14 protein-coding genes are annotated in these 18,729 nt (G+C 74.1%); 10 read left to right on the plus strand and 4 right to left on the minus strand.

Annotated elements, in window-relative coordinates; all coding sequences use genetic code 11:
- Positions 1–521: 521 nt before the first annotated feature.
- The 3 genes from ACFVIM_RS20670 to ssuE all read left to right on the plus strand — a co-directional run bounded on the left by ACFVIM_RS20670 (position 522) and on the right by ssuE (position 3,592).
- Entirely contained in the window at positions 522–737 is a 216-nt protein-coding gene (locus tag ACFVIM_RS20670) for a hypothetical protein (protein ID WP_384303240.1), read from the plus strand.
- Positions 738–1,516: 779 nt separating this feature from the next.
- Positions 1,517–2,299 (plus strand): glucosamine-6-phosphate deaminase, encoded by a 783-nt coding sequence (gene nagB / locus ACFVIM_RS20675; RefSeq protein ID WP_384303242.1) that lies wholly within the window; start codon positions 1,517–1,519, stop codon positions 2,297–2,299.
- A 738-nt stretch (positions 2,300–3,037) separates the two neighbouring features.
- Positions 3,038–3,592 carry an NADPH-dependent FMN reductase gene (ssuE, locus tag ACFVIM_RS20680; RefSeq protein WP_384303244.1) on the plus strand — a complete coding sequence of 185 codons (555 nt, stop codon included), beginning with the start codon at positions 3,038–3,040 and terminating at the stop codon, positions 3,590–3,592.
- Positions 3,593–3,759: 167 nt separating this feature from the next.
- Here ssuE and ACFVIM_RS20685 read toward each other — a convergent pair whose 3' ends face one another.
- A complete protein-coding gene (locus ACFVIM_RS20685) occupies positions 3,760–5,160 on the minus strand; it encodes an NADP-dependent succinic semialdehyde dehydrogenase (RefSeq protein ID WP_384303246.1) in 1,401 nt (466 codons plus the stop codon).
- 93 nt (positions 5,161–5,253) lie between these two features.
- A complete protein-coding gene (locus tag ACFVIM_RS20690; RefSeq protein ID WP_384303248.1) occupies positions 5,254–5,658 on the minus strand; it encodes a hypothetical protein in 405 nt (134 codons plus the stop codon).
- A gap of 430 nt (positions 5,659–6,088) precedes the next feature.
- Here ACFVIM_RS20690 and ACFVIM_RS20695 point away from each other — a divergent pair, with 430 nt between their 5' ends.
- A complete protein-coding gene (locus tag ACFVIM_RS20695) occupies positions 6,089–6,715 on the plus strand; it encodes a GntR family transcriptional regulator (RefSeq protein ID WP_384303250.1) in 627 nt (208 codons plus the stop codon).
- 287 nt (positions 6,716–7,002) lie between these two features.
- Here ACFVIM_RS20695 and ACFVIM_RS20700 read toward each other — a convergent pair whose 3' ends face one another.
- Both ACFVIM_RS20700 and ACFVIM_RS20705 read right to left on the minus strand, forming a co-directional pair.
- Complete coding sequence (locus ACFVIM_RS20700; RefSeq protein ID WP_384303251.1) at positions 7,003–7,794, minus strand: carbon-nitrogen hydrolase family protein; 792 nt, start codon at positions 7,792–7,794, stop codon at positions 7,003–7,005.
- A gap of 9 nt (positions 7,795–7,803) precedes the next feature.
- Positions 7,804–8,151: a hypothetical protein gene (locus ACFVIM_RS20705; protein ID WP_384303253.1), complete on the minus strand. Its 348-nt coding sequence runs from the start codon at positions 8,149–8,151 to the stop codon at positions 7,804–7,806.
- Positions 8,152–8,154: 3 nt separating this feature from the next.
- Between ACFVIM_RS20705 and ACFVIM_RS20710 the strand changes: the two genes are divergently transcribed.
- From ACFVIM_RS20710 to ACFVIM_RS20735, 6 genes are all read left to right on the plus strand, one after another.
- On the plus strand, positions 8,155–8,517 hold the full coding sequence (locus tag ACFVIM_RS20710; RefSeq protein WP_384303255.1) for a DUF2848 family protein: 363 nt from the start codon (positions 8,155–8,157) through the stop codon (positions 8,515–8,517).
- Between the two features lie 230 nt (positions 8,518–8,747).
- Positions 8,748–10,712 carry a methylmalonyl-CoA mutase family protein gene (locus tag ACFVIM_RS20715; RefSeq protein ID WP_384303257.1) on the plus strand — a complete coding sequence of 655 codons (1,965 nt, stop codon included), beginning with the start codon at positions 8,748–8,750 and terminating at the stop codon, positions 10,710–10,712.
- A complete protein-coding gene (gene scpA / locus ACFVIM_RS20720; protein WP_384303259.1) occupies positions 10,712–12,919 on the plus strand; it encodes a methylmalonyl-CoA mutase in 2,208 nt (735 codons plus the stop codon). Before ACFVIM_RS20715 ends, scpA begins: the two co-directional genes overlap by 1 nt.
- A gap of 4 nt (positions 12,920–12,923) precedes the next feature.
- Positions 12,924–13,922 carry a methylmalonyl Co-A mutase-associated GTPase MeaB gene (meaB, locus tag ACFVIM_RS20725; RefSeq protein ID WP_384303261.1) on the plus strand — a complete coding sequence of 333 codons (999 nt, stop codon included), beginning with the start codon at positions 12,924–12,926 and terminating at the stop codon, positions 13,920–13,922.
- A 264-nt stretch (positions 13,923–14,186) separates the two neighbouring features.
- Positions 14,187–15,542 carry a 6-phospho-beta-glucosidase gene (locus ACFVIM_RS20730; protein WP_384303263.1) on the plus strand — a complete coding sequence of 452 codons (1,356 nt, stop codon included), beginning with the start codon at positions 14,187–14,189 and terminating at the stop codon, positions 15,540–15,542.
- Between the two features lie 59 nt (positions 15,543–15,601).
- Positions 15,602–18,729: alpha-mannosidase (locus ACFVIM_RS20735; RefSeq protein WP_384303265.1), on the plus strand; the 3,128-nt coding region annotated here is incomplete at its 3' end.

Below are 18,729 nucleotides of genomic sequence, written 5' to 3' on the forward strand. Positions count from 1 at the left end.
TTCGCCCCAGACCCGCGCGGCCAGCTCCCCGGTCCCGACCGTGCGCCCGCCGCCCGCCGCGAGGGCGGCGAGCAGCGCCCGCAGCCGGGTGCCGCCGAGGGCGGCCTCGGAGCCGTCGGGCCGGATGGCCCGCGTGGGGCCGAGTACGCGATAGCGGTACGTCACCGGCCCATTGTCGCCGCACGGGCCCGCCTCATGGAGGCCGCCGCGGACGCACCCGCCCGGGCGCACTCGTCCACACCGACATCAAGAAGCCCGGCACCATCCCCGACGGCGGCGGCCACACGGCACGTAGGGCCTGTCCGGTCGCGCGGTCGAGGTGGGTCGGGCGGGCCGGCCGACAGCGGGTCAGGACGCTGTGGACGGTGGCGGGGACCAGGCCCAGGTGGTGGGCGATGCGGCCCAGGCGGGACCTCGCGGACACGGCCCCGGGCCTCCCGGAGCGCGGGACCGTGGGGGCGCGGCGTCGGGGAGCGAGGGGGAACGGCGTCGGGGAGCGGGCGGGCTGGCACACTGGGCGCATGTCCGCACCCCGCCGGTTGTGCCCGGTCTGCCACCGTGAGATCGCCGTCGTCGCCGGGCGATTCGCGCGTCATGACCCGGCGGCGACACGGGCGTCGGCGGAACTGGTCTCCTGTCCGGGCTCGCGCCGCCAGGCCCCGTACGCGTCGGCGCTCCAGCCCTCCCTCGACGGCGCGGTCGTCCCCTCCTTCCCGGGACAGCTCCCTCTGTTCTGACCGCGCCCCGCACGCCCCACGCGCCTCGTCCGCCACCAGGCGCCGTACGCGCGCGATCGGACGCGGGCCCCGGCGCCACAGCCGTGCGGACGGGAAGCCGCGCGCCCCGGCGTGACTCCCGGCATCACTCCCACGCGGCAACCGTGGCGGAACGGAACGCACCCCGTTCCGGCACGACCGGGTCACCCCGTGGCCACCGGCGGCCATCACGCGGGAATCGGCCGGCCCGCCCCGCGCCCACCCCGGCGGCAGGAATGGGTCATCGACGCGGATGTCCGCGTGGTGGTCGGCGCCGGCACGGGTCCCGCCCGTCCGGCGGGCCGCGCGGAAGGCGGCGGTCGCGCGGGGGCCGTCGGGGGCGGCTCCTCCTACTCTGGGGTGGTGAGGGTCCGCGCCGACGGCGCGCGTGGCGGACACGCGCCCCGTGACAGCGCCGCACGGCGTGACACACCGCGCGCCAGGCGCGACGGCGCGCATCCGCCGGGGCGTGGCCCGCACGGCGGGAGTCCACCCGGCCCGAGCGACCCACCCCCGGCAGCGGGGGCGGACCCGCCCCCGCCAGGGGCGTTCACGCCGCCGCGACCCCGGCCGCCACCCGGCGACCGCCCCCGGCACGGAAGGAGCCCCGACCAGCGCCCCCACGGTCTTCGCAACGCCCCGACCAGGCGGCCGGACGGTCCGCGCACCTGATCGTGTGCGCGACAGAACCCCCGGTCACCCGCTAGATTGGTCTACACCATTGCGTATATCGAGACGCATACACAGGGACAGGGATCTTCGTGGAAGTTGTCATCGTTCCGGACGCCGCCGCGGGCGGCGAGCTCATCGCCGAGGCCATGGCGGGACTGCTCCGCCGTAAGCCCGACGCCCTCCTGGGCGTGGCCACCGGCTCGACCCCCCTGCCGATCTACGAAGCCCTCGCCGCCAAGGTGCGCGGCGCCGAGGTCGATGTCACGCGGGCCCGGATATGCCAGCTCGACGAGTACGTGGGGCTGCCGCAGGGCCACCCCGAGTCCTACCGCTCGGTGGTACTGCGCGAGGTCGTCGAGCCGCTGGGGCTGCCCGAGTCCTCGTTCATGGGTCCCGACGGCAGCGCCGAGGACGTCGCGGCGGCCTGTGAGGAGTACGACCGCGCCCTGGGCGAGGCGGGCGGCGTCGACCTCCAGCTGCTCGGCATCGGCACGGACGGACACATCGGCTTCAACGAGCCGTGTTCCTCGCTCGCCTCGCGGACCCGGATCAAGACGCTGACGCAGCAGACCCGCAAGGACAACGCGCGGTTCTTCGACAGCCTCGACGAGGTTCCCCACCATGTGATCACCCAGGGCATCGGCACCATCCTGGAGGCCCGCCACCTGGTGCTCCTCGCCACGGGCGAGGCGAAGGCGGACGCGGTCGCGCTCTCGGTCGAGGGCCCGCTCTCGGCCCTGGTCCCCGCCTCGGCGCTCCAGCTCCACCCGCACGCCACCGTGGTCGTGGACGAGGCCGCCGCGTCCCGTCTCAAGCTCGCGGACTACTTCCGCGCCACGTACGCGGCCAAGCCCGACTGGCAGGGTCTCTAAAGACGCCCACCCGGCCGGACCGCCCGCCAGGGCGCTCCGGCCGGGCCGCCGTCCGTTCCGTTCCCCCGGTCCGCGCGCCACCAGGGCGCCCGCCCCACCCCGCGCGAAGCCGTACGCGGACGCCGCCGCACCCCCTGCCCGTACGCCGTGCCGCGTACGCCGACGGAACCCCCCGTGCCGGCCCCCGTCCCACGACCGGCGGCGCTCCCCTTCGAGGCACCCCCCCCGAGACCACGCGATGGACGGGGGCGGTCAGCCGTCCCTTGACGGAGCTGATCCCGCCTTGCTGCAATCGAGGGCATGCGGACGGGAATCGACCTCACCCGGCGATGTCATATCGCCCTCGCGCGTGTCTCCAGCGCCTGCTGTCACCGTCGTGCGTCCCGCTAGACGGGACCCGCTCACCGCGCCGCGCGGTGCCGTACGGACCGTCGTGCCCGCACCGCTCCCGGGCCGCTGACCAGGCGGCCGGGGCGCCACCGGCATCCGGTCGCCCGGTCCCGCGGCCGGTCGTCCCGGGCCGCCGCCTCCCGCGCGCCTCCCAGCGCGTCGGTGGGTTCCCGGTCTCCCGTTTCCCGTTTCCCGAGATCTCCGGTTCCCACGCCGCCCGTCCCCGCCTCTCCGCACCGCGCCTCTCGCACCGCGCCTCTCGCACCGCGCCACGACTTCCCCCGCCCGTACCCCCGCCCCCGGCGAGCACAGCGCGCGTCCAGACTCCGTCCTGCCGAAGGATCTCCCATGGCCGTTGTCGTATCCATATCCGGAAGCCCGTCCGCCCGCTCCCGTACCGCACGTCTGCTCCGCCATCTCGACGCCCGGCTGGCCGCCGAGGGGCATGAGGTGCTTCCCCTCGACGTCCGTACGCTGCCCGCCGAGGCGCTGATGGGCGCGGACACCGGGCACCCCGCCATCCGGGCCGCCGCGGCGCTCATCGAGCGCGCCGACGGGGTCGTGATCGCGACACCCGTCTACAAAGCCGCCTACTCCGGGGTGCTGAAGGCGCTCCTGGACCTGCTGCCCCAGTTCGCGCTGGCGGGCAAGACGGTGCTGCCACTGGCGACCGGAGGGTCGATCGCGCACGTCCTGGCCATCGACTACGCGCTGCGGCCGGTGCTCTCCTCCATGGGGGCGACCCATGTGGTGCAGGGCTGGTTCACCCTCGACCGGCATATCTCCGTACGGGAGGACGGCTCGGTGGCCCTGGCGCCGGAGGCGGCCGACGGGCTCGATCCGGTGGTCCGGCAGTTCTCGGCGGCCCTCGGCGGCCGGGCGGTGCTGGCGGCGGCGGGCTGAACGAGGGACGGAGGCCGAGGCCGGTCCCGGCGGCGCGCCACCAAGGACACACGCGCTACCAAGGACAGGTGCGCCACCAGGGACGCGTGCGGCGGCCGGAGGCGCGCGCCTGTACCGCGCGGTCCTCCAGCCCCGCGCCCTCCCGTGCTCCGCCGGTGGCGGGATCGTCAGTCCTCCCCGGCGCCGTACCAGAGCGTGGTGATGTTGCAGAACTCGCGGATCCCATGGCCCGACAGCTCCCGGCCGTAGCCGGAACGTTTGGCTCCGCCAAAGGGGAGGGCGGGATGGGAGGCGGTCATGCCGTTGAAGTAGACACCACCGGCCTCGATATCGCGGGCGAAGTGGGCCATCTCGTCCTCGTCCCGGGTCCAGACGCTGGAACTCAGCCCGAAGGGCGTGTCGTTGGCGAGGGCGATGGCGCGCTCCCGGCCGGGCACCCGGTAGACGGTGGCGACCGGGCCGAACGCCTCCTCGCGGTGGATGCGCATGGTCGCGTCGACCCCGGCGAGAACGGTGGGTTCGTAGTACCAGCCCCGTTCGGGGCGCAGCGGGCGGTGGCCGCCGCACAGCGCCCTCGCGCCGTGTTCCAGGGCGTCCTTGACCAGCCGTTCGAGATCGGCGCGCCCCTGTTCCGTGGCGAGGGGGCCCACCTGGGTGGCGGCGTCCATCGGGTCCCCGACCGTCAGGGCGCGCATCCCCTCGGTGAACCGTTCGCAGAACTCGTCGTACACCTCGGCGTGCGCGATGAACCGCTTGGCCGCGATGCAGGACTGGCCGTTGTTCTGCACCCGGGCGGTGACGGCCGTCGCGGCGGCGGCCGCCACGTCGGCTGACGGCATCACCACGAAGGGATCGCTGCCCCCGAGTTCCAGGACGGTCTTCTTCACCTCGTCGCCCGCGATGGCGGCGACCGAACGCCCCGCGGGTTCGCTGCCGGTGAGGGTCGCGGCGGCGACCCGGGGGTCGCGCAGCACCTCCTCGACGGCGGCAGAGCCGATGAGCAGCGTCTGGAAGCAGCCTTCGGGGTAGCCCGCGCGATGGAACAGCTCCTCCAGGTAGACCGCGGTCTGCGGCACGTTGGAGGCGTGTTTGAGCAGGACGGTGTTGCCCGCCATCAGCGCGGGCGCGGCGAACCGGATGACCTGCCAGAGCGGGAAGTTCCAGGGCATGACGGCCAGGACGGTACCGAGCGGCCGGTAGCGGACCACGACGCGCGCGGCGCCGGAGTCGGTCACATCGGCGGCGGCCGGGTGCTCGTCGGCGAGGAGTTCCCCCGCGTGCGCGGCGTACCAGCGCATCGCCTTCACACACTTGGCGGCCTCGGCGCGGGCGGCGGCCAGGGGCTTGCCCATCTCGGTGGTCATCGTGCGGGCGATGGGCTCCTCGTCGGCCGCGAGGAGGTCGGCGGCGCGGCCGAGGAGGTCGGCGCGGGCGGGCAGGTCCGTGGTGCGGTAGGCGCGGAACGTGTCGGCGGCACGGGCCAGCCGGAACTCGATGTCCTCCGGTTCCAGCGGCTCGAAGGACCGGATGGTCTCCCCGGTCGCGGGGTTCACGGTGGCGATGGGCATGGGAGGGCTCCTCCTGTCTCGGAATCCCGGATCCCGCCCGGCACGGGAGGGCACCCGGGACCGCACGGCGCGGGTGACGGGGACGGCGGCCGGTTACTCGCTCGTGCCCGCGGGGGCCGGACGGCCGTGGTGTCCGCTCTCCAGCCGGAGCTGTACGTCCTTCTCCTGGTCGCCCGCCGCTGTGCCCTCGTCATGGACCTCGAAGGCCGCCGCCAGGGTCGCGCGCATCCGGTCCACCGCCCAGTAGCCGCCCTGCGCCTCGGCCGTGACCGGGGCCGCGAGCACCGCGGGGCCGGTGACGATCCGGGAGTCGGTGATATCGAAGGTCGCCGTCCAGACCGTCGGGTGGTCCCGCGCCATGTACTCGGGCATGTCGTCGACGGCACGGTCGGAGGCGTAGGACCGGCCCAGGACGCGGAAGACGGTGTCGGCGTCCTCCTTCGAGCACCCGGTGATCGTGACCACCACCGGCTGTGGGGGCTGCTCGCTGTCGTTCACCTGACTCCTCGCTCCTCCCGGCGGTCCCCGGCGCGGCGGCTCCATGGCGCGCTTGTGGGGCGTGGGGCGCCGCTGACGCGCACGCCCCCTCCAGGCTGACCCGGGGCCCGGCCCCCGGCGAGCCGGAACACGCCGGGGGCCACCCGGACGCGGCACAGGAGCCGCGTGCGAACGGACGCCGCGCGCCCTCCCGCGGCGCTCGCGCCCGGGTCCGTCACGGCGTCCCCCGAGGGGGCCGTACGGTGGGCCGCAGGCCGCCGTGGTCCGGTGCGGCCCCTCCGTGGCACGCCCCTGGGGCCCGGGTGGGGCCCCGGAGACCCACCTGGCCCCGCCCGCCCCCGTACCGCGGCTCCCGGGCATCCACGGCACCCGCGTATGACGGCGTGATAGCGCCTGTATACCCGTTGTATGCAATCACTGGGGGTAGACCGTGGTGTCGGGCCGGGACAAGGCGTACGCGTTTCTCAAGGAGCACGTGCTCACCGACCCCGATACACAGGGCACGTTCCTGTCGGAGCAGGAGCTCGCGGATCGCATCGGAGTCTCGCGCACACCGATCCGCGAGGCCCTGTTGTTGCTCGCGGCGGAGGACCTGGTCCGGCTGGTGCCCAAGCGGGGCGCCCAGGTCGTACCGCTGACCGGGCGGGAGATCGGCGAGCTGATGGAGCTGCGCGGGATCGTCGAGCGGTACGCGGCCGAGCGGGTGATCGCCGAGGAGCGCGCGCCCGTGGCGGAGCTGGCCGCCCTGCTGGAGCGGCAGCGGGTGCTGAGCGGACCGGAGTCCGCGCGCGAGTTCATCGCGGTGGACCACGCCTTCCACGCCACCCTGGTGGCGGCCGTGGGCAACGCCCTGCTCGTCCGGCACTACGAGGGATTGCGCAGCCGTCAGATCCGCGCCGGGGTGGTGGCGCTCTTCAACCAGCAGGGCCGCCAGGAGGCGGTGCTGGAGGAGCACCAGGCGATCCTCTCCGCGATCGAGGCCGGGGACGCGCCCGCCGCGTGCGCGGCGATCGACGGCCATCTGGAGTCGACACTGAGGGTCCTGCTGGCCGGTTGAGACGGTCCGCCGCGTGACGCGGGCGGGGCCCGCGCGTGACGCGGGCGGGCCCGGTCTTGACCCGTACCCGGGCCGGTGTCCGCCGGTCCGGGTACGGGTGACAAGGGGCGGGCCGGCACCGACGGCCGACGTGGACCGCGTGAACGGACCGTACCCGTCGGGCCACGCGGACCCATCCGGCCCTGCCCAGACCCACCCACGTCACAGGCCCCCCGCACAGCGCCGGGCACCGGGAGACCGCCCTCCGGCCCGGCCGGAAGGGCTCGGGTGCCTGGGCCCCCGCCGCCCTACAGCCTGCGGTTGGCCAGCACCGGCACCGCCGCCCGTACCGCGTCCACCTCCGTGACATCGACATCGGCGATCAGCAGCCCGGGGGCGGACTCCAGCCGCTCCCGTACCGTCCCGTCCGGACCGATGAGCGCGCTGTGGCCGATCCCGGCCGGGGTGCGGGGCTCCACCGCCAGCCCGGACGCGGCCGGGTCCGCCTGGTCCACCGCCGCGACCCACAGCGTGGCGTCCAGCGCGCGGGCGCGGATCAGCAGCTCCCACTGGTCGCGCTTGCCCGGCCCGTCGCCCCAGGAGGCGGGGAGCAGGCTGAGCCGCGCCCCGGCGTCCGCGTGCGCCCGGAACAGTTCGGGGAAGCGGACGTCGTAGCAGGTGGCGAGGCCGACCGTGACCCCGGCGACCTCGATGGTCACCACATCGGACCCGGCGGCGACGGTGGCGGACTCGGTGAAGCCGAAGGCATCGTAGAGATGGATCTTGTCGTAGGACGCCTCGACGCCGGGCCCGGTCGCCAGCAGGGTGTTGGTGACCTTGCCCCCGTCGGCGGGGGTGAACATCCCGGCGACGACCACCACCCCGGCCGCCGCGGCGATCCGCCGCACCTCGGTGGCCCAGGGCCCGTCCAGGGGTTCGGCGAGCGGTGCCAGCCTGGTGCCGAAGCAGGCCATGGTGGCCTCGGGGAAGACCACGAGCGCGGCCCCGGCGTCGGCGGCGCGCCGGGTCAGCTCCCGTACGGCCGTGAGGTTGGCGGCCGGATCGGGTCCGGTGGTGATCTGGCTGAGGGCGATACGCATCGGGTGTCCCTAGGGGTGTGAGGCGGTCGTGGCGGGTGTGCCCCGCGCCATCGGCTCCGGAAGGTGTTCCTCGGCGGGGGCGTCCCGGCCGAGCAGCAGTCCGGTCACGGTGACCACGGCGGTCAGGGCGAGGTAGAGCGCGAGCGGCACCCAGGAGTCGAAGGCGTCCAGCAGCGCGGTGAAGAGCAAGGGTGCCACCGCGCCGCCGATCACCCCGGCGAGGGTGTAGGCGAGCGACGAGCCGGTGTAGCGCAGCCTGGGGTCGAACTGTTCGGCGATGAAGGCGGCCTGGGGACCGTACATCAGGGAGTGCAGGGCGAGCGCCACGACCACACCGACCGCGCCCCGGAGGTGCACGGCGTGGCCTGGAGCAAGAACGCGGCGCCGGACGTGCTCGCCCGCCGCGCCTGGCGGCTGGCCGACGTCGAGGACCGGCTGGACTCGCTGACCCTGCGGGCCTGGGTGACCGGGCGGGACGGTCAGGAGTCGCTCATCCAGGACGGCACCCTCGCGGAACTGCTCACCCCCGGCTACTGGGCGGGCGTCCTGAGCGAGCGCGGGGAACTGGCACCGGGCACGGTCCTCGTCTCGGGGACGATCCCGATGCGGGAGGGGGTCGACCAGTTCGCCGACCACTGGCGGGTGGAGCTGGCCGACCCGGTGACCGGGGATGCCATCTCCCTCGCGTACGACGTCGTGCCCCTGCCGGAGCCGATCGGCTGACGCGCCGCGCCCCGCCCACCTCCAGGCCGACCACCGCGCCCCGCCCGCTCCAGCCGGGCGGGGCCCTGCGGACGCCCGTTGACAGCCCGTTGACCAGCTAGAACATCGATTGTCAAGACTACTCGCGAGTAGACCATGCTCCGGCGACTATCAAGGCCATCGCCTAGATAGCAACGTCACAAGCGGCAACCCTGCTGTGCCTTCAGCGGGCTGCCCTAGCATCGGGAAACATGACGGTCCTCCCCGATGACGGGTTCTCCCTGGCCGCCGAATTCGCGGAGGCCACTCAGGCCACATGGCGCGACTTGGCCGCCGGTGTGCTGCGCAAGGCAGGCAAGGACGTAACGAGCACCGAGGCCGAACGCGCGCTGGCCACGGTCCTGGAGGACGGGCTCACCGTCCTCCCCCTCTACACGGCCGAGACAGCCGCCGGGCCCTCAACCGGCGGCGCGACCAGCACCGAAGCCACTACCGGCACCGGAACGACGACCAGCACCGCAACCGCCGCCCGCCCCACGGACGCCGCCACCGGGTTCCCCGGCTTCGCCCCCTTCACCCGGGGCCGCAGGCCCGAGGGCACCGCCGCCGACGGCTGGGAGGTGCGCCAGCGCCATGACCGGCCCGACCCGGTCCGCACCAACGAGGCGATCCTCTCCGATCTGGAGAACGGTGTCGCCGCGCTCTGGCTCTCCCTCGGGGACAGCGGGATCCCGGTCGACGGGCTCGCCACCGCCCTGAAGGGCGTCTACCTCGATCTGGCGCCCGTCGTCCTCGACGCCGGACCACGGACCGAGGAGGCGGCCGGAGCCTTCCTGCGGCTCGCCGAGGAGCGCGGTACCGCCACCCCGCTCGGCAACCTCGGCGCCGACCCGCTGGGCCACGCCGCCCGGACCGGCGCCCATGACGCCGTCGAGGCGCTCACCGCCTCGGCGGTCTCGCTGGCCCGGCGCTGCCACACCTCGCACCCGGGGCTGCGCGCCCTGACCGTGGACGCGCTCCTCTACCACGAGGCGGGCGGCTCGGCCGCGCAGGAACTGGGCTGCTCACTGGCGACCGGCACCGCCCTGCTGCGGTCGCTGACCGACGCCGGTCTGGATGTCGAAGCGGCCCTCGGACAGCTGGAGTTCCGGTACGCGGCCACCGCCGACCAGTTCCTGACCATCGCCAAGTTCCGGGCCGCGCGGCTGCTGTGGGCCCGCGTCGCCGAGGTCTGCGGCGCCCCGGCGGCGGGCGGCCAGCGGCAGCACGCGGTGACCTCGCCGGTGATGATGGCCCGGCGCGACCCGTGGGTGAACATGCTCCGTACGACGGTCGCCTCGCTGGCGGCGGGGGTCGGCGGCGCCGACGCCGTGACCGTCCTCCCCTTCGACCACGCGCTCGGACTGCCCGACGCCTTCGCCCGCAGGATCGCCCGGAACACCTCCACCATCCTGGTGGAGGAGTCCCATGTGGGCCGGGTCGCCGACCCCGCCGGGGGCTCCTGGTACGTGGAGCGGCTCACCGAGGACCTCGCGGACGCCGCCTGGGCGTGGTTCCAGGAGATCGAGCGCGCGGGCGGGCAGGCGGCGGCGCTCCGCTCGGGCCTGGTCGCCGAGCGCACGGCCGCGACCTGGCGGGAGCGGCGGCGCAAGCTGGCGACCCGCCGGGAACCGGTGACCGGTGTCAGCGAGTTCCCGCTGCTCACCGAGGATCCGGTGGTGCGCGACCCGGCCCCCGCCGCACCGGGCGGCGGGCTGCCGAAGGTCAGGCGCGACGAGCCCTTCGAGGCGCTGCGGGCCCGCTCGGACGCCCATCTGGCCGCGACCGGCGCGCGTCCCCGGATCTTCCTCGCCGCGCTGGGACCGGCCGCCGCGCACACCGCACGCGCCGGGTTCGCCGCCAACCTGTTCCAGGCGGGCGGGATCGAACCCGTCCACGACCCGGTCTCCGTGGACGCCACCACGGCCGCCGACGCCTTCGCCGCCAGCGGCGCCGACCTGGCCTGTATCTGTTCCAGCGACGCGCTCTACGCCGAGCTGGCCGCCCCCGTCGCGGTGGCCCTCAAGGCCGCCGGGGCCCGGCAGATCTATCTGGCCGGGCGCCCCGGGGACCAGCGGGAGAGCTGGGAGGAGGCGGGCGTGGACGCGTTCGTCTCCCTGGGCTCGGACGCGGTCGCCCTGCTCACCGCCGCACTCGACCGGATCGGAGTGGCCTGATGCGTATCCCCGACTTCCAGGACGTCCCGCTGCGGGGCGCGCCGCCGCAGGCCACGGAGGACCAGTGGCGCACGGCGGTCAAGGAGTCCACCGGCCGTGGCGACGGCGACCTGGTGTGGCAGACCCCGGAGGGCATCCCCGTCAAACCGCTCTACACCGAGCGCGACCTGGCGGGGCTGGACTTCCTGGCCACCTATCCGGGCGTCGCGCCCTATCTGCGCGGACCGTACCCGACGATGTACGTCAACCAGCCGTGGACCATCCGTCAGTACGCCGGGTTCTCCACCGCCGAGGAGTCGAACGCCTTCTACCGCCGCAATCTGGCGGCCGGCCAGAAGGGGCTCTCGGTCGCCTTCGACCTGCCCACCCACCGGGGCTATGACAGCGACCACCCCCGGGTCACCGGGGATGTGGGCATGGCCGGGGTCGCCATCGACTCGATCTACGACATGCGCCAGCTCTTCGACGGCATCCCGCTGGACCGGATGAGCGTGTCGATGACGATGAACGGGGCGGTGCTCCCGGTGCTGGCGCTGTACATCGTGGCCGCCGAGGAGCAGGGGGTGGCGCCGGAGAAGCTGGCCGGGACCATCCAGAACGACATCCTCAAGGAGTTCATGGTCCGCAACACCTATATCTATCCGCCCGCGCCCTCGATGCGGATCATCTCCGACATCTTCCAGTACACCTCGCGGCGGATGCCCCGCTACAACTCCATCTCCATCTCCGGCTATCACATCCAGGAGGCCGGGGCCACGGCCGACCTGGAGCTGGCGTACACCCTCGCGGACGGGATGGAGTATCTGCGGGCGGGGATCGGCGCCGGTCTGGACGTGGACGCGTTCGCGCCCCGGCTGTCGTTCTTCTGGGCGATCGGGATGAACTTCTTCATGGAGATCGCCAAGCTGCGGGCGGCCCGGCTGCTCTGGGCCAAGCTGGTGCGGACCTTCGACCCGAAGAACCCCAAGTCGCTGTCGCTGCGCACCCACTCCCAGACCTCGGGGTGGTCGCTGACGGCGCAGGACGTCTTCAACAACGTGACCCGCACCTGTGTGGAGGCGATGGCCGCCACCCAGGGCCACACCCAGTCGCTGCACACCAACGCGCTGGACGAGGCACTGGCGCTGCCCACCGACTTCTCCGCGCGGATCGCCCGCAACACCCAGCTGCTGATCCAGCAGGAGTCGGGGACCTGCCGGGTGATCGACCCCTGGGGCGGCAGTGCCTATGTGGAGCGGCTCACCCACGATCTGGCGCGGCGGGCCTGGCGGCATATCGAGGAGGTCGAGGCGGCCGGGGGCATGGCGCGCGCCATCGACGCGGGCATCCCCAAACTCCGGGTGGAGGAGGCCGCCGCCCGCACCCAGGCCCGGATCGACTCCGGCCGTCAGCCGGTGGTCGGCGTCAACACCTACCGGGTGGACTCCGACGAGGCGATCGAGGTGCTGAAGGTGGACAACTCCTCGGTGCGGGCGCAGCAGATCGCCAAGCTGCGCCGACTGCGCGAGGAGCGGGACGAGGCCGTCTGCCAGGACGCGCTGCGGGCGCTGACGGGGGCCGCCGAGCGCGGGAGCGGTCATGGCGGTCAGGACCTGTCGGGCAATCTGCTGGCGCTCGCGGTGGACGCGGCCCGTGCCAAGGCGACGGTCGGGGAGATCTCCGACGCCCTGGAGAAGGTGTACGGACGGCACGCGGGCCAGATCCGTACGATCTCCGGTGTGTATCGCAACGAGGCGGGTCAGTCCCCGGCGGTGGCGCGCACCCGGACGCTGGTGACGGCGTTCGAGGAGGCGGAGGGCCGCCGTCCGCGCATCCTGGTGGCCAAGATGGGCCAGGACGGCCATGACCGGGGGCAGAAGGTGATCGCGACCGCCTTCGCCGACCTCGGTTTCGACGTCGATGTCGGCCCGCTCTTCCAGACCCCCGGTGAGGTGGCCCGGCAGGCGGTGGAGGCCGATGTCCATATCGTCGGGGTCTCCTCGCTGGCGGCGGGCCATCTCACCCTGGTGCCCGCGCTGCGGGAGGAGCTGGCGGCCGAGGGCCGGGAGGACATCCTGATCGTGGTCGGCGGGGTGATCCCGCCGCAGGACGTGCCCACGCTGCGGGAGATGGGCGCGGCGGCGGTCTTCCCGCCGGGCACGGTGATCCCGGACGCCGCGCACGATCTGCTGACGACCCTGGCCGCCGCTCTCGGCCACGAGTTGTGAGCCCATGCCACGGCTGATCGATGTCGACAGTTACGTCACAGGCGTACGGGAGGGCTCGCGCGCCTGGATCGCGCGGGCCGTCACCCTGGTGGAGTCCAGCCGCGCCGACCACCGGGAGCTGGCGCAGCGGCTGCTGACCGAGCTGACCCCGTACGCGGGCGCCGCCCGGCGGGTGGGGATCAGCGGGGTCCCGGGGGTGGGCAAGTCGACCTTCATCGACGCGCTGGGCACCCTGCTCACCGGGCTGGGCCACCGGGTCGCGGTCCTCGCGGTCGACCCGTCCTCCAGCCGGACCGGCGGCTCGATCCTGGGGGACAAGACCCGGATGGAGCGGCTGGCCACGGATCCGGCGGCGTTTGTGCGCCCGTCCCCGACGTCGGGGACGCTCGGCGGGGTGGCGCGGGCGACGCGGGAGACCATCGTCGTGATGGAGGCGGCGGGGTATGACGTGGTGCTGGTGGAGACGGTGGGGGTGGGCCAGTCGGAGACGGCCGTCGCCAACATGGTCGACACCTTCCTGCTGCTCACCCTCGCGCGCACCGGGGACCAGCTCCAGGGCATCAAGAAGGGCGTCCTGGAACTGGCCGATGTGATCGCGGTGAACAAGGCCGACGGGCCGCATGAGCGCGACGCGCGCGCGGCGGCGCGCGAACTGACGGGGGCGCTGCGGCTGATGCACCCGGCGGACGCGGTGTGGACTCCCCCGGTGCTGTCGTGCAGTGCCCGTGAGTCCACCGGTCTGGAAGCGGTGTGGGAGCGGGTCGAGCAGCACCGCGCCCGGCTGGACTCGGCCGGGCTGCTCGCCGCGAAACGCCGTGACCAGCAGATCGACTGGACCTGGTCGATGGTGCGGGAGACCGTGCTGGACCGGTTGCGGGCCCATCCGGAGGTGCGCGCGCTCACCCCGGAGCTGGAGCGTGAGGTACGCGAGGGCTCACTGACGCCGACGCTGGCGGCCCAGCGCCTGCTCCACGCCTTCGGGCTCGTCACTCCGCCCGACTGACCGCCGGGGAGCCGCTCCCGCCCGGTCGGCGCGGAACGGCCCCCGGGGCGTCGCGCCCGACCGGCGCGCGCCCTCGTCACCGTATGCCCGTGATCACCTCGTCCCTGCTCACCTGGGGTGACTTGGACGGCGCTGCCTCGCGGACACGACGAGGCCGCGGGGCGGGTAGCGTGCCGGTGTGCTGACTGAGCGAGGACTCCCATCCGTCCGGTGCCGCGGGTGCGCGCCGGTTGTCGACTCCTTCCCCGGCGGGGAGGTGACGTCATGAGGCTCACGGTCCTCGGTGGCGGGGGCTTCCGGCTGCCGCTGGTCTACCGGGCGCTGCTCGCCGACCGGGAGGAGGGCCGGGTCGGTGAACTCGTCCTCCATGACGTCGACGCGGCCCGGCTCTCCGCCATCGCCCGCGTCCTCGCCGACCAGGCCGACGGGGTGGCCGACGCGCCCCGGGTCACCGCCACCACCGATCTGGACGAGGCCCTGCGCGGCACCGACTTCGTCTTCTCCGCCATCCGCGTGGGCGGTCTTGAGGGGCGGGCCACCGATGAGCGCGTCGCGCTGGCGGAGGGGGTGCTGGGGCAGGAGACGGTCGGCGCCGGGGGCATCGCCTACGGGCTGCGGACCGTGCCGGTCGCGCTGGACCTGGCCCGCCGGGTCGCGGCGCTGGCGCCCGACGCCTGGGTCATCAACTTCACCAATCCCGCCGGGCTGGTGACCGAGGCGATGTCCCGGCTGCTGGGCGACCGGGTGATCGGGATCTGTGACTCCCCGGTGGGGCTGGGGCGCCGGGTGGCGCGGGCGGTGGGGGTGGCCGCCGACCAGGTGGACACGGCGTGGTTCGACTACGCCGGGCTCAACCACCTCGGCTGGCTGCGCGGCGTGCGGATCGCGGGCCGCGACGCGCTGCCGGAGCTGCTGGCCGATCCGGAGCGGCTGACCTCCTTCGAGGAGGGCAGGCTTTTCGGTGCCGAGCTGATCCAGTCGCTGGGCGCGGTCCCCAACGAGTATCTGCACTACTACTACTTCAACCGGGAGACGGTCGCCGCCTACCGCGCGGCCGAGCGGACCCGTGGCGCCTTTCTGCGCGAGCAGCAGGAGGGGTTCTACGGGGTGATGGCGCGGCCGGGTACGCCCGCGCTCACCACCTGGGACCGGGTGCGCGCGGAGCGCGAGGCCACCTATATGGCGCACAACCGCGAGGCCACGGGGGCGCGTCAGGAGCGCGACGCCGACGACCTGGAGTCCGGCGGGTACGAGAAGGTCGCGCTCGCCCTGATGCGGGCCATCGCGCGGGACCGGCGCACCCGGCTGATCCTCAATGTGCGCAACCGGGGCGCGCTGCCGGGGCTCGACGCGGACGCGGTGGTCGAGGTGCCGTGTTTCGCCGACGCCCATGGGGCGCATCCTGTCCCCGTGGCACCGCTGCCTGACCATGCCAGCGCCCTGGTGGGCGCGGTCAAGGCGGTGGAGCGGGAGGTGCTGGCGGCGGTCGACGGCGGCTCCCGGTCCCGGGCGGTCATGGCGTTCGCGCTCCACCCCCTGGTGGACTCGGTGAGCGTCGCCCGCCGTCTCGTGGACAGCTACGCCTCGGCCCATCCGACCCTCGCGTACCTCCGGCGGTAGCCGCGGGGGCCGGGCCCCACGGTAGAGCCGCCCGCGCGGCGGGAGAGGCAGGAGAGCCCATGCACGACGAACGGCGCCGTATCGAGGACCGCGTCCAGCGTCTCCTCACCGAGCGCGTCATGCCCGCCGTCCACTCCCCCGCGATCCCGCTGGCCGTCGAGGCGTGGGAGGTGCCGGGCGAGCCGGTGCCGTTCGCCGAGGCGGCCGCCGCCGACTACCGCCCGTTCGCGGTGGGCGACGCGTGGGGGCCGCCGTGGGGCACCACCTGGTTCCGGGTACGCGGGCGGGTGCCCGCCGACTGGGCGGGGCGGCGGGTGGAGGCCGTCTTCGATCTCGGGTTCACCGGGGACCGGCCGGGCAGCCAGGCGGAGGGGCTGGCGCACACCGAGGACGGCGCCCCGCTCAAGGCGCTCAACCCGCTCAACCCGTACGTGCCGGTGGCCCGTCCGGCGCTCGGCGGTGAGCGGGTGGCGCTGCTGGTCGAGGCCGCCGCCAACCCCGACATCCTCATCGACGGCTTCACCCCCACCCCGCTGGGCGATCCGGCGACGGCGGGCCGCGCGCCCCTCTACACCTTCGCCCGCGCGGATCTGGCCGTCCTCGACGAGGAGGTGTGGCACCTCTCGCTCGATCTGAAGGTGCTGCGGGAGCTGATGCTGGAGCTGGGGCTTCACGATCCGCGCCGCCATGAGATCGCGTTCGCCCTGGACCGGGCGCTCGACCTGCTCGATCTGGACGATGTCGCGGGTTCGGCGTCGGCGGTACGGGACGCGCTGCGGCCGGTCCTGTCGCGCCCGGCGCACGCCAGCGCGCACACCCTCTCGGCGGTGGGGCACGCGCATATCGACAGCGCCTGGCTCTGGCCGGTACGGGAGACGAAGCGGAAGGCCGCCCGCACCTTCACCAGCGTGACCGCGCTCGCCGAGGAGTACGGGGAGCTGGTCTTCGCCTGCTCCCAGGCGCAGCAGTACGCCTGGGTCCGCGATGAGCACCCCCGGGTGTGGGAGCGGCTCAAGAAGGCCGTGGCGGACGGCACGTTCGCGCCCGTGGGCGGGATGTGGGTGGAGTCGGACGGCAACCTCCCCGGCGGTGAGGCGGTGGCCCGTCAGTTCATCCACGGCAAGCGGTTCTTCCTGGACCACTTCGGTATCGAGACGACGGGGGTATGGCTGCCGGACTCCTTCGGCTACAACGCGGCCTATCCGCAGCTCGCCCGGCTGGCGGGGAACGAGTGGTTCCTCACCCAGAAGCTGTCGTGGAACCAGACCAACAAACATCCCCACCACACCTTCTGGTGGGAGGGGATCGACGGCACCCGGATCTTCACCCACTTCCCGCCCGTGGACACCTACAACGCCGAGTTCACGGGCGCCCAGATGGCGCACGCGGTCCGCAACTTCCAGGAGAAGGGCCGCGCCACGCTCTCCCTGGCGCCCTTCGGCCACGGTGACGGCGGGGGCGGCCCGACCCGGGAGATGCTGGAGCGGGCCCGGCGCCTGGCGGACCTGGAGGGCTCGGCCCGGGTGCGGATCGAGCACCCGGACGCCTTCTTCGAGGCCGCGCGGGCGGAGTACCCCGACGCCCCGGTCTGGTCGGGCGAGCTCTATCTGGAGCTGCACCGGGCCACCTACACCTCGCAGGCCCGCACCAAGCGGGGCAACCGCCGCAGCGAACACCTGCTGCGGGAGGCGGAGCTGTGGGCGGCGACCGCCGCGCTGGCCACGGCGGACTCCCCGGCTCCGTACGCCTATCCGTACGACCATCTGGACGCGCTGTGGAAGACGGTGCTGCTGCACCAGTTCCACGACATCCTGCCGGGGTCCTCGATCGCCTGGGTGCACCAGGAGGCCGAGGCCGAGTACGCGCGGGTCGCCGAGGAGTTGGAGGGGCTGACGGCGGCGGCGCTGGCCGCGCTGGGGCCGGGCGGCGGGCCCCGGGTCTTCAACACCGCTCCGTATCCGCGCGCCGAGGTCGTCGACGGCCCGGACGGCCGGGCGGTGTGGACGGAGGTACCGGCGGGCGGCAGCGCGCCGCTGGGGACCGGGAGCGCGCCGGGGACCGTGACGGTCTCGGTCCCGGAGGACCTCGTGGCGGACTCCGGTCCACGGGGGCCGGTGCTGGAGAACGGGCTGGTGCCGCAGAACGGGCCGGTGCTGGAGAACGGGCTGGTGCGCGTCGTGTTCGCCCCGGACGGGACCCTCGCCTCCGTACGGGATCTGACCGCCGGCCGCGAGGTGCTCGCCGGGCCGGGGAACCTGCTGCGGCTGCACACCGATCTGCCCAACCACTGGGACGCCTGGGACGTCGACCGGCACTACCGCCACCGCTTCACCGATCTGACCGCCGCCGAGTCGGTCACGGTCGTCGAGCGGGGCCCGCTGTCGGGCTCGGTCCGGGTCAGCCGCGCCTTCGGACGGGGTTCGCGGATCACCCAGACGGTGACCGTACGGGCCGGGAGCAGGCGGATCGACATCGCCACCGAGATCGACTGGCGGGAGGCGGAGAAGTTCCTCAAGGCGGCCTTCCCGTTCGATCTGCGGGCGGAGCGGACGGCCGCGGAGATCCAGTTCGGCCATGTCCACCGGCCCACCCACACCAACACGAGCTGGGAGGCGGCCCGCTTCGAGGTCTCCGGCCACCGCTGGATCCATGTGGGCGAGCCCGGTTACGGGGTCGCGCTGGTCAACGACGCGCTGTACGGGCACGACGTGTCCCGGACGACCCGGGAGGACGGCGGTACGACGACCACGGTCCGGCTCTCCCTGGTGCGCGGCCCGCGCGTCCCGGACCCCGGCGCCGACCAGGGCCCGCACCACTTCCGTTACGCACTGGTGCCGGGGGTCTCCCTCGGTGACGCGGTGGCCGAGGGGTACGCGCTGAACCTGCCGCTGCGGGTGGCGTCGGCGCGGGGCGCCGAACCGGTGGTGACCAGTGACCACCCGGCGGTGACCGTCGAGGCGGTCAAGCTCGCGGACGACCGGTCCGGTGACGTGGTGGTGCGGCTGTACGAGTCGCGGGGCGGCCGGGCGGCGGGAACGCTGCGCACGGGGTTCCCGCTGGCCGGGGCGACTGTGGTGGACCTGCTGGAACGCCCGCTGCCAGCGGAGCGGGTCGCCGTGCGCGACGGCGGTGTGGCCGTGGCGCTGCGCCCGTTCCAGATCCTGACGCTCCGCCTCCACCGGGCCTG

Origin of the sequence: Streptomyces sp. NPDC057638, from assembly GCF_042800315.1 — a bacterium.
Lineage (GTDB): Bacteria > Actinomycetota > Actinomycetes > Streptomycetales > Streptomycetaceae > Streptomyces.

What these genes read in the sequence shown, in the direction of transcription:
- ACFVIM_RS20670 (WP_384303240.1), top strand. Translation starts at nt 522, where the DNA reads ATGTCCGCACCCCGCCGGTTGTGCCCGGTCTGCCACCGTGAGATCGCC.
- ssuE (WP_384303244.1), top strand. Translation starts at nt 3,038, where the DNA reads ATGGCCGTTGTCGTATCCATATCCGGAAGCCCGTCCGCCCGCTCCCGT.
- ACFVIM_RS20685 (WP_384303246.1), bottom strand. Translation starts at nt 5,160, where the DNA reads ATGCCCATCGCCACCGTGAACCCCGCGACCGGGGAGACCATCCGGTCC.
- ACFVIM_RS20700 (WP_384303251.1), bottom strand. Translation starts at nt 7,794, where the DNA reads ATGCGTATCGCCCTCAGCCAGATCACCACCGGACCCGATCCGGCCGCC.
- ACFVIM_RS20715 (WP_384303257.1), top strand. Translation starts at nt 8,748, where the DNA reads ATGACGGTCCTCCCCGATGACGGGTTCTCCCTGGCCGCCGAATTCGCG.
- scpA (WP_384303259.1), top strand. Translation starts at nt 10,712, where the DNA reads ATGCGTATCCCCGACTTCCAGGACGTCCCGCTGCGGGGCGCGCCGCCG.
- meaB (WP_384303261.1), top strand. Translation starts at nt 12,924, where the DNA reads ATGCCACGGCTGATCGATGTCGACAGTTACGTCACAGGCGTACGGGAG.
- ACFVIM_RS20730 (WP_384303263.1), top strand. Translation starts at nt 14,187, where the DNA reads ATGAGGCTCACGGTCCTCGGTGGCGGGGGCTTCCGGCTGCCGCTGGTC.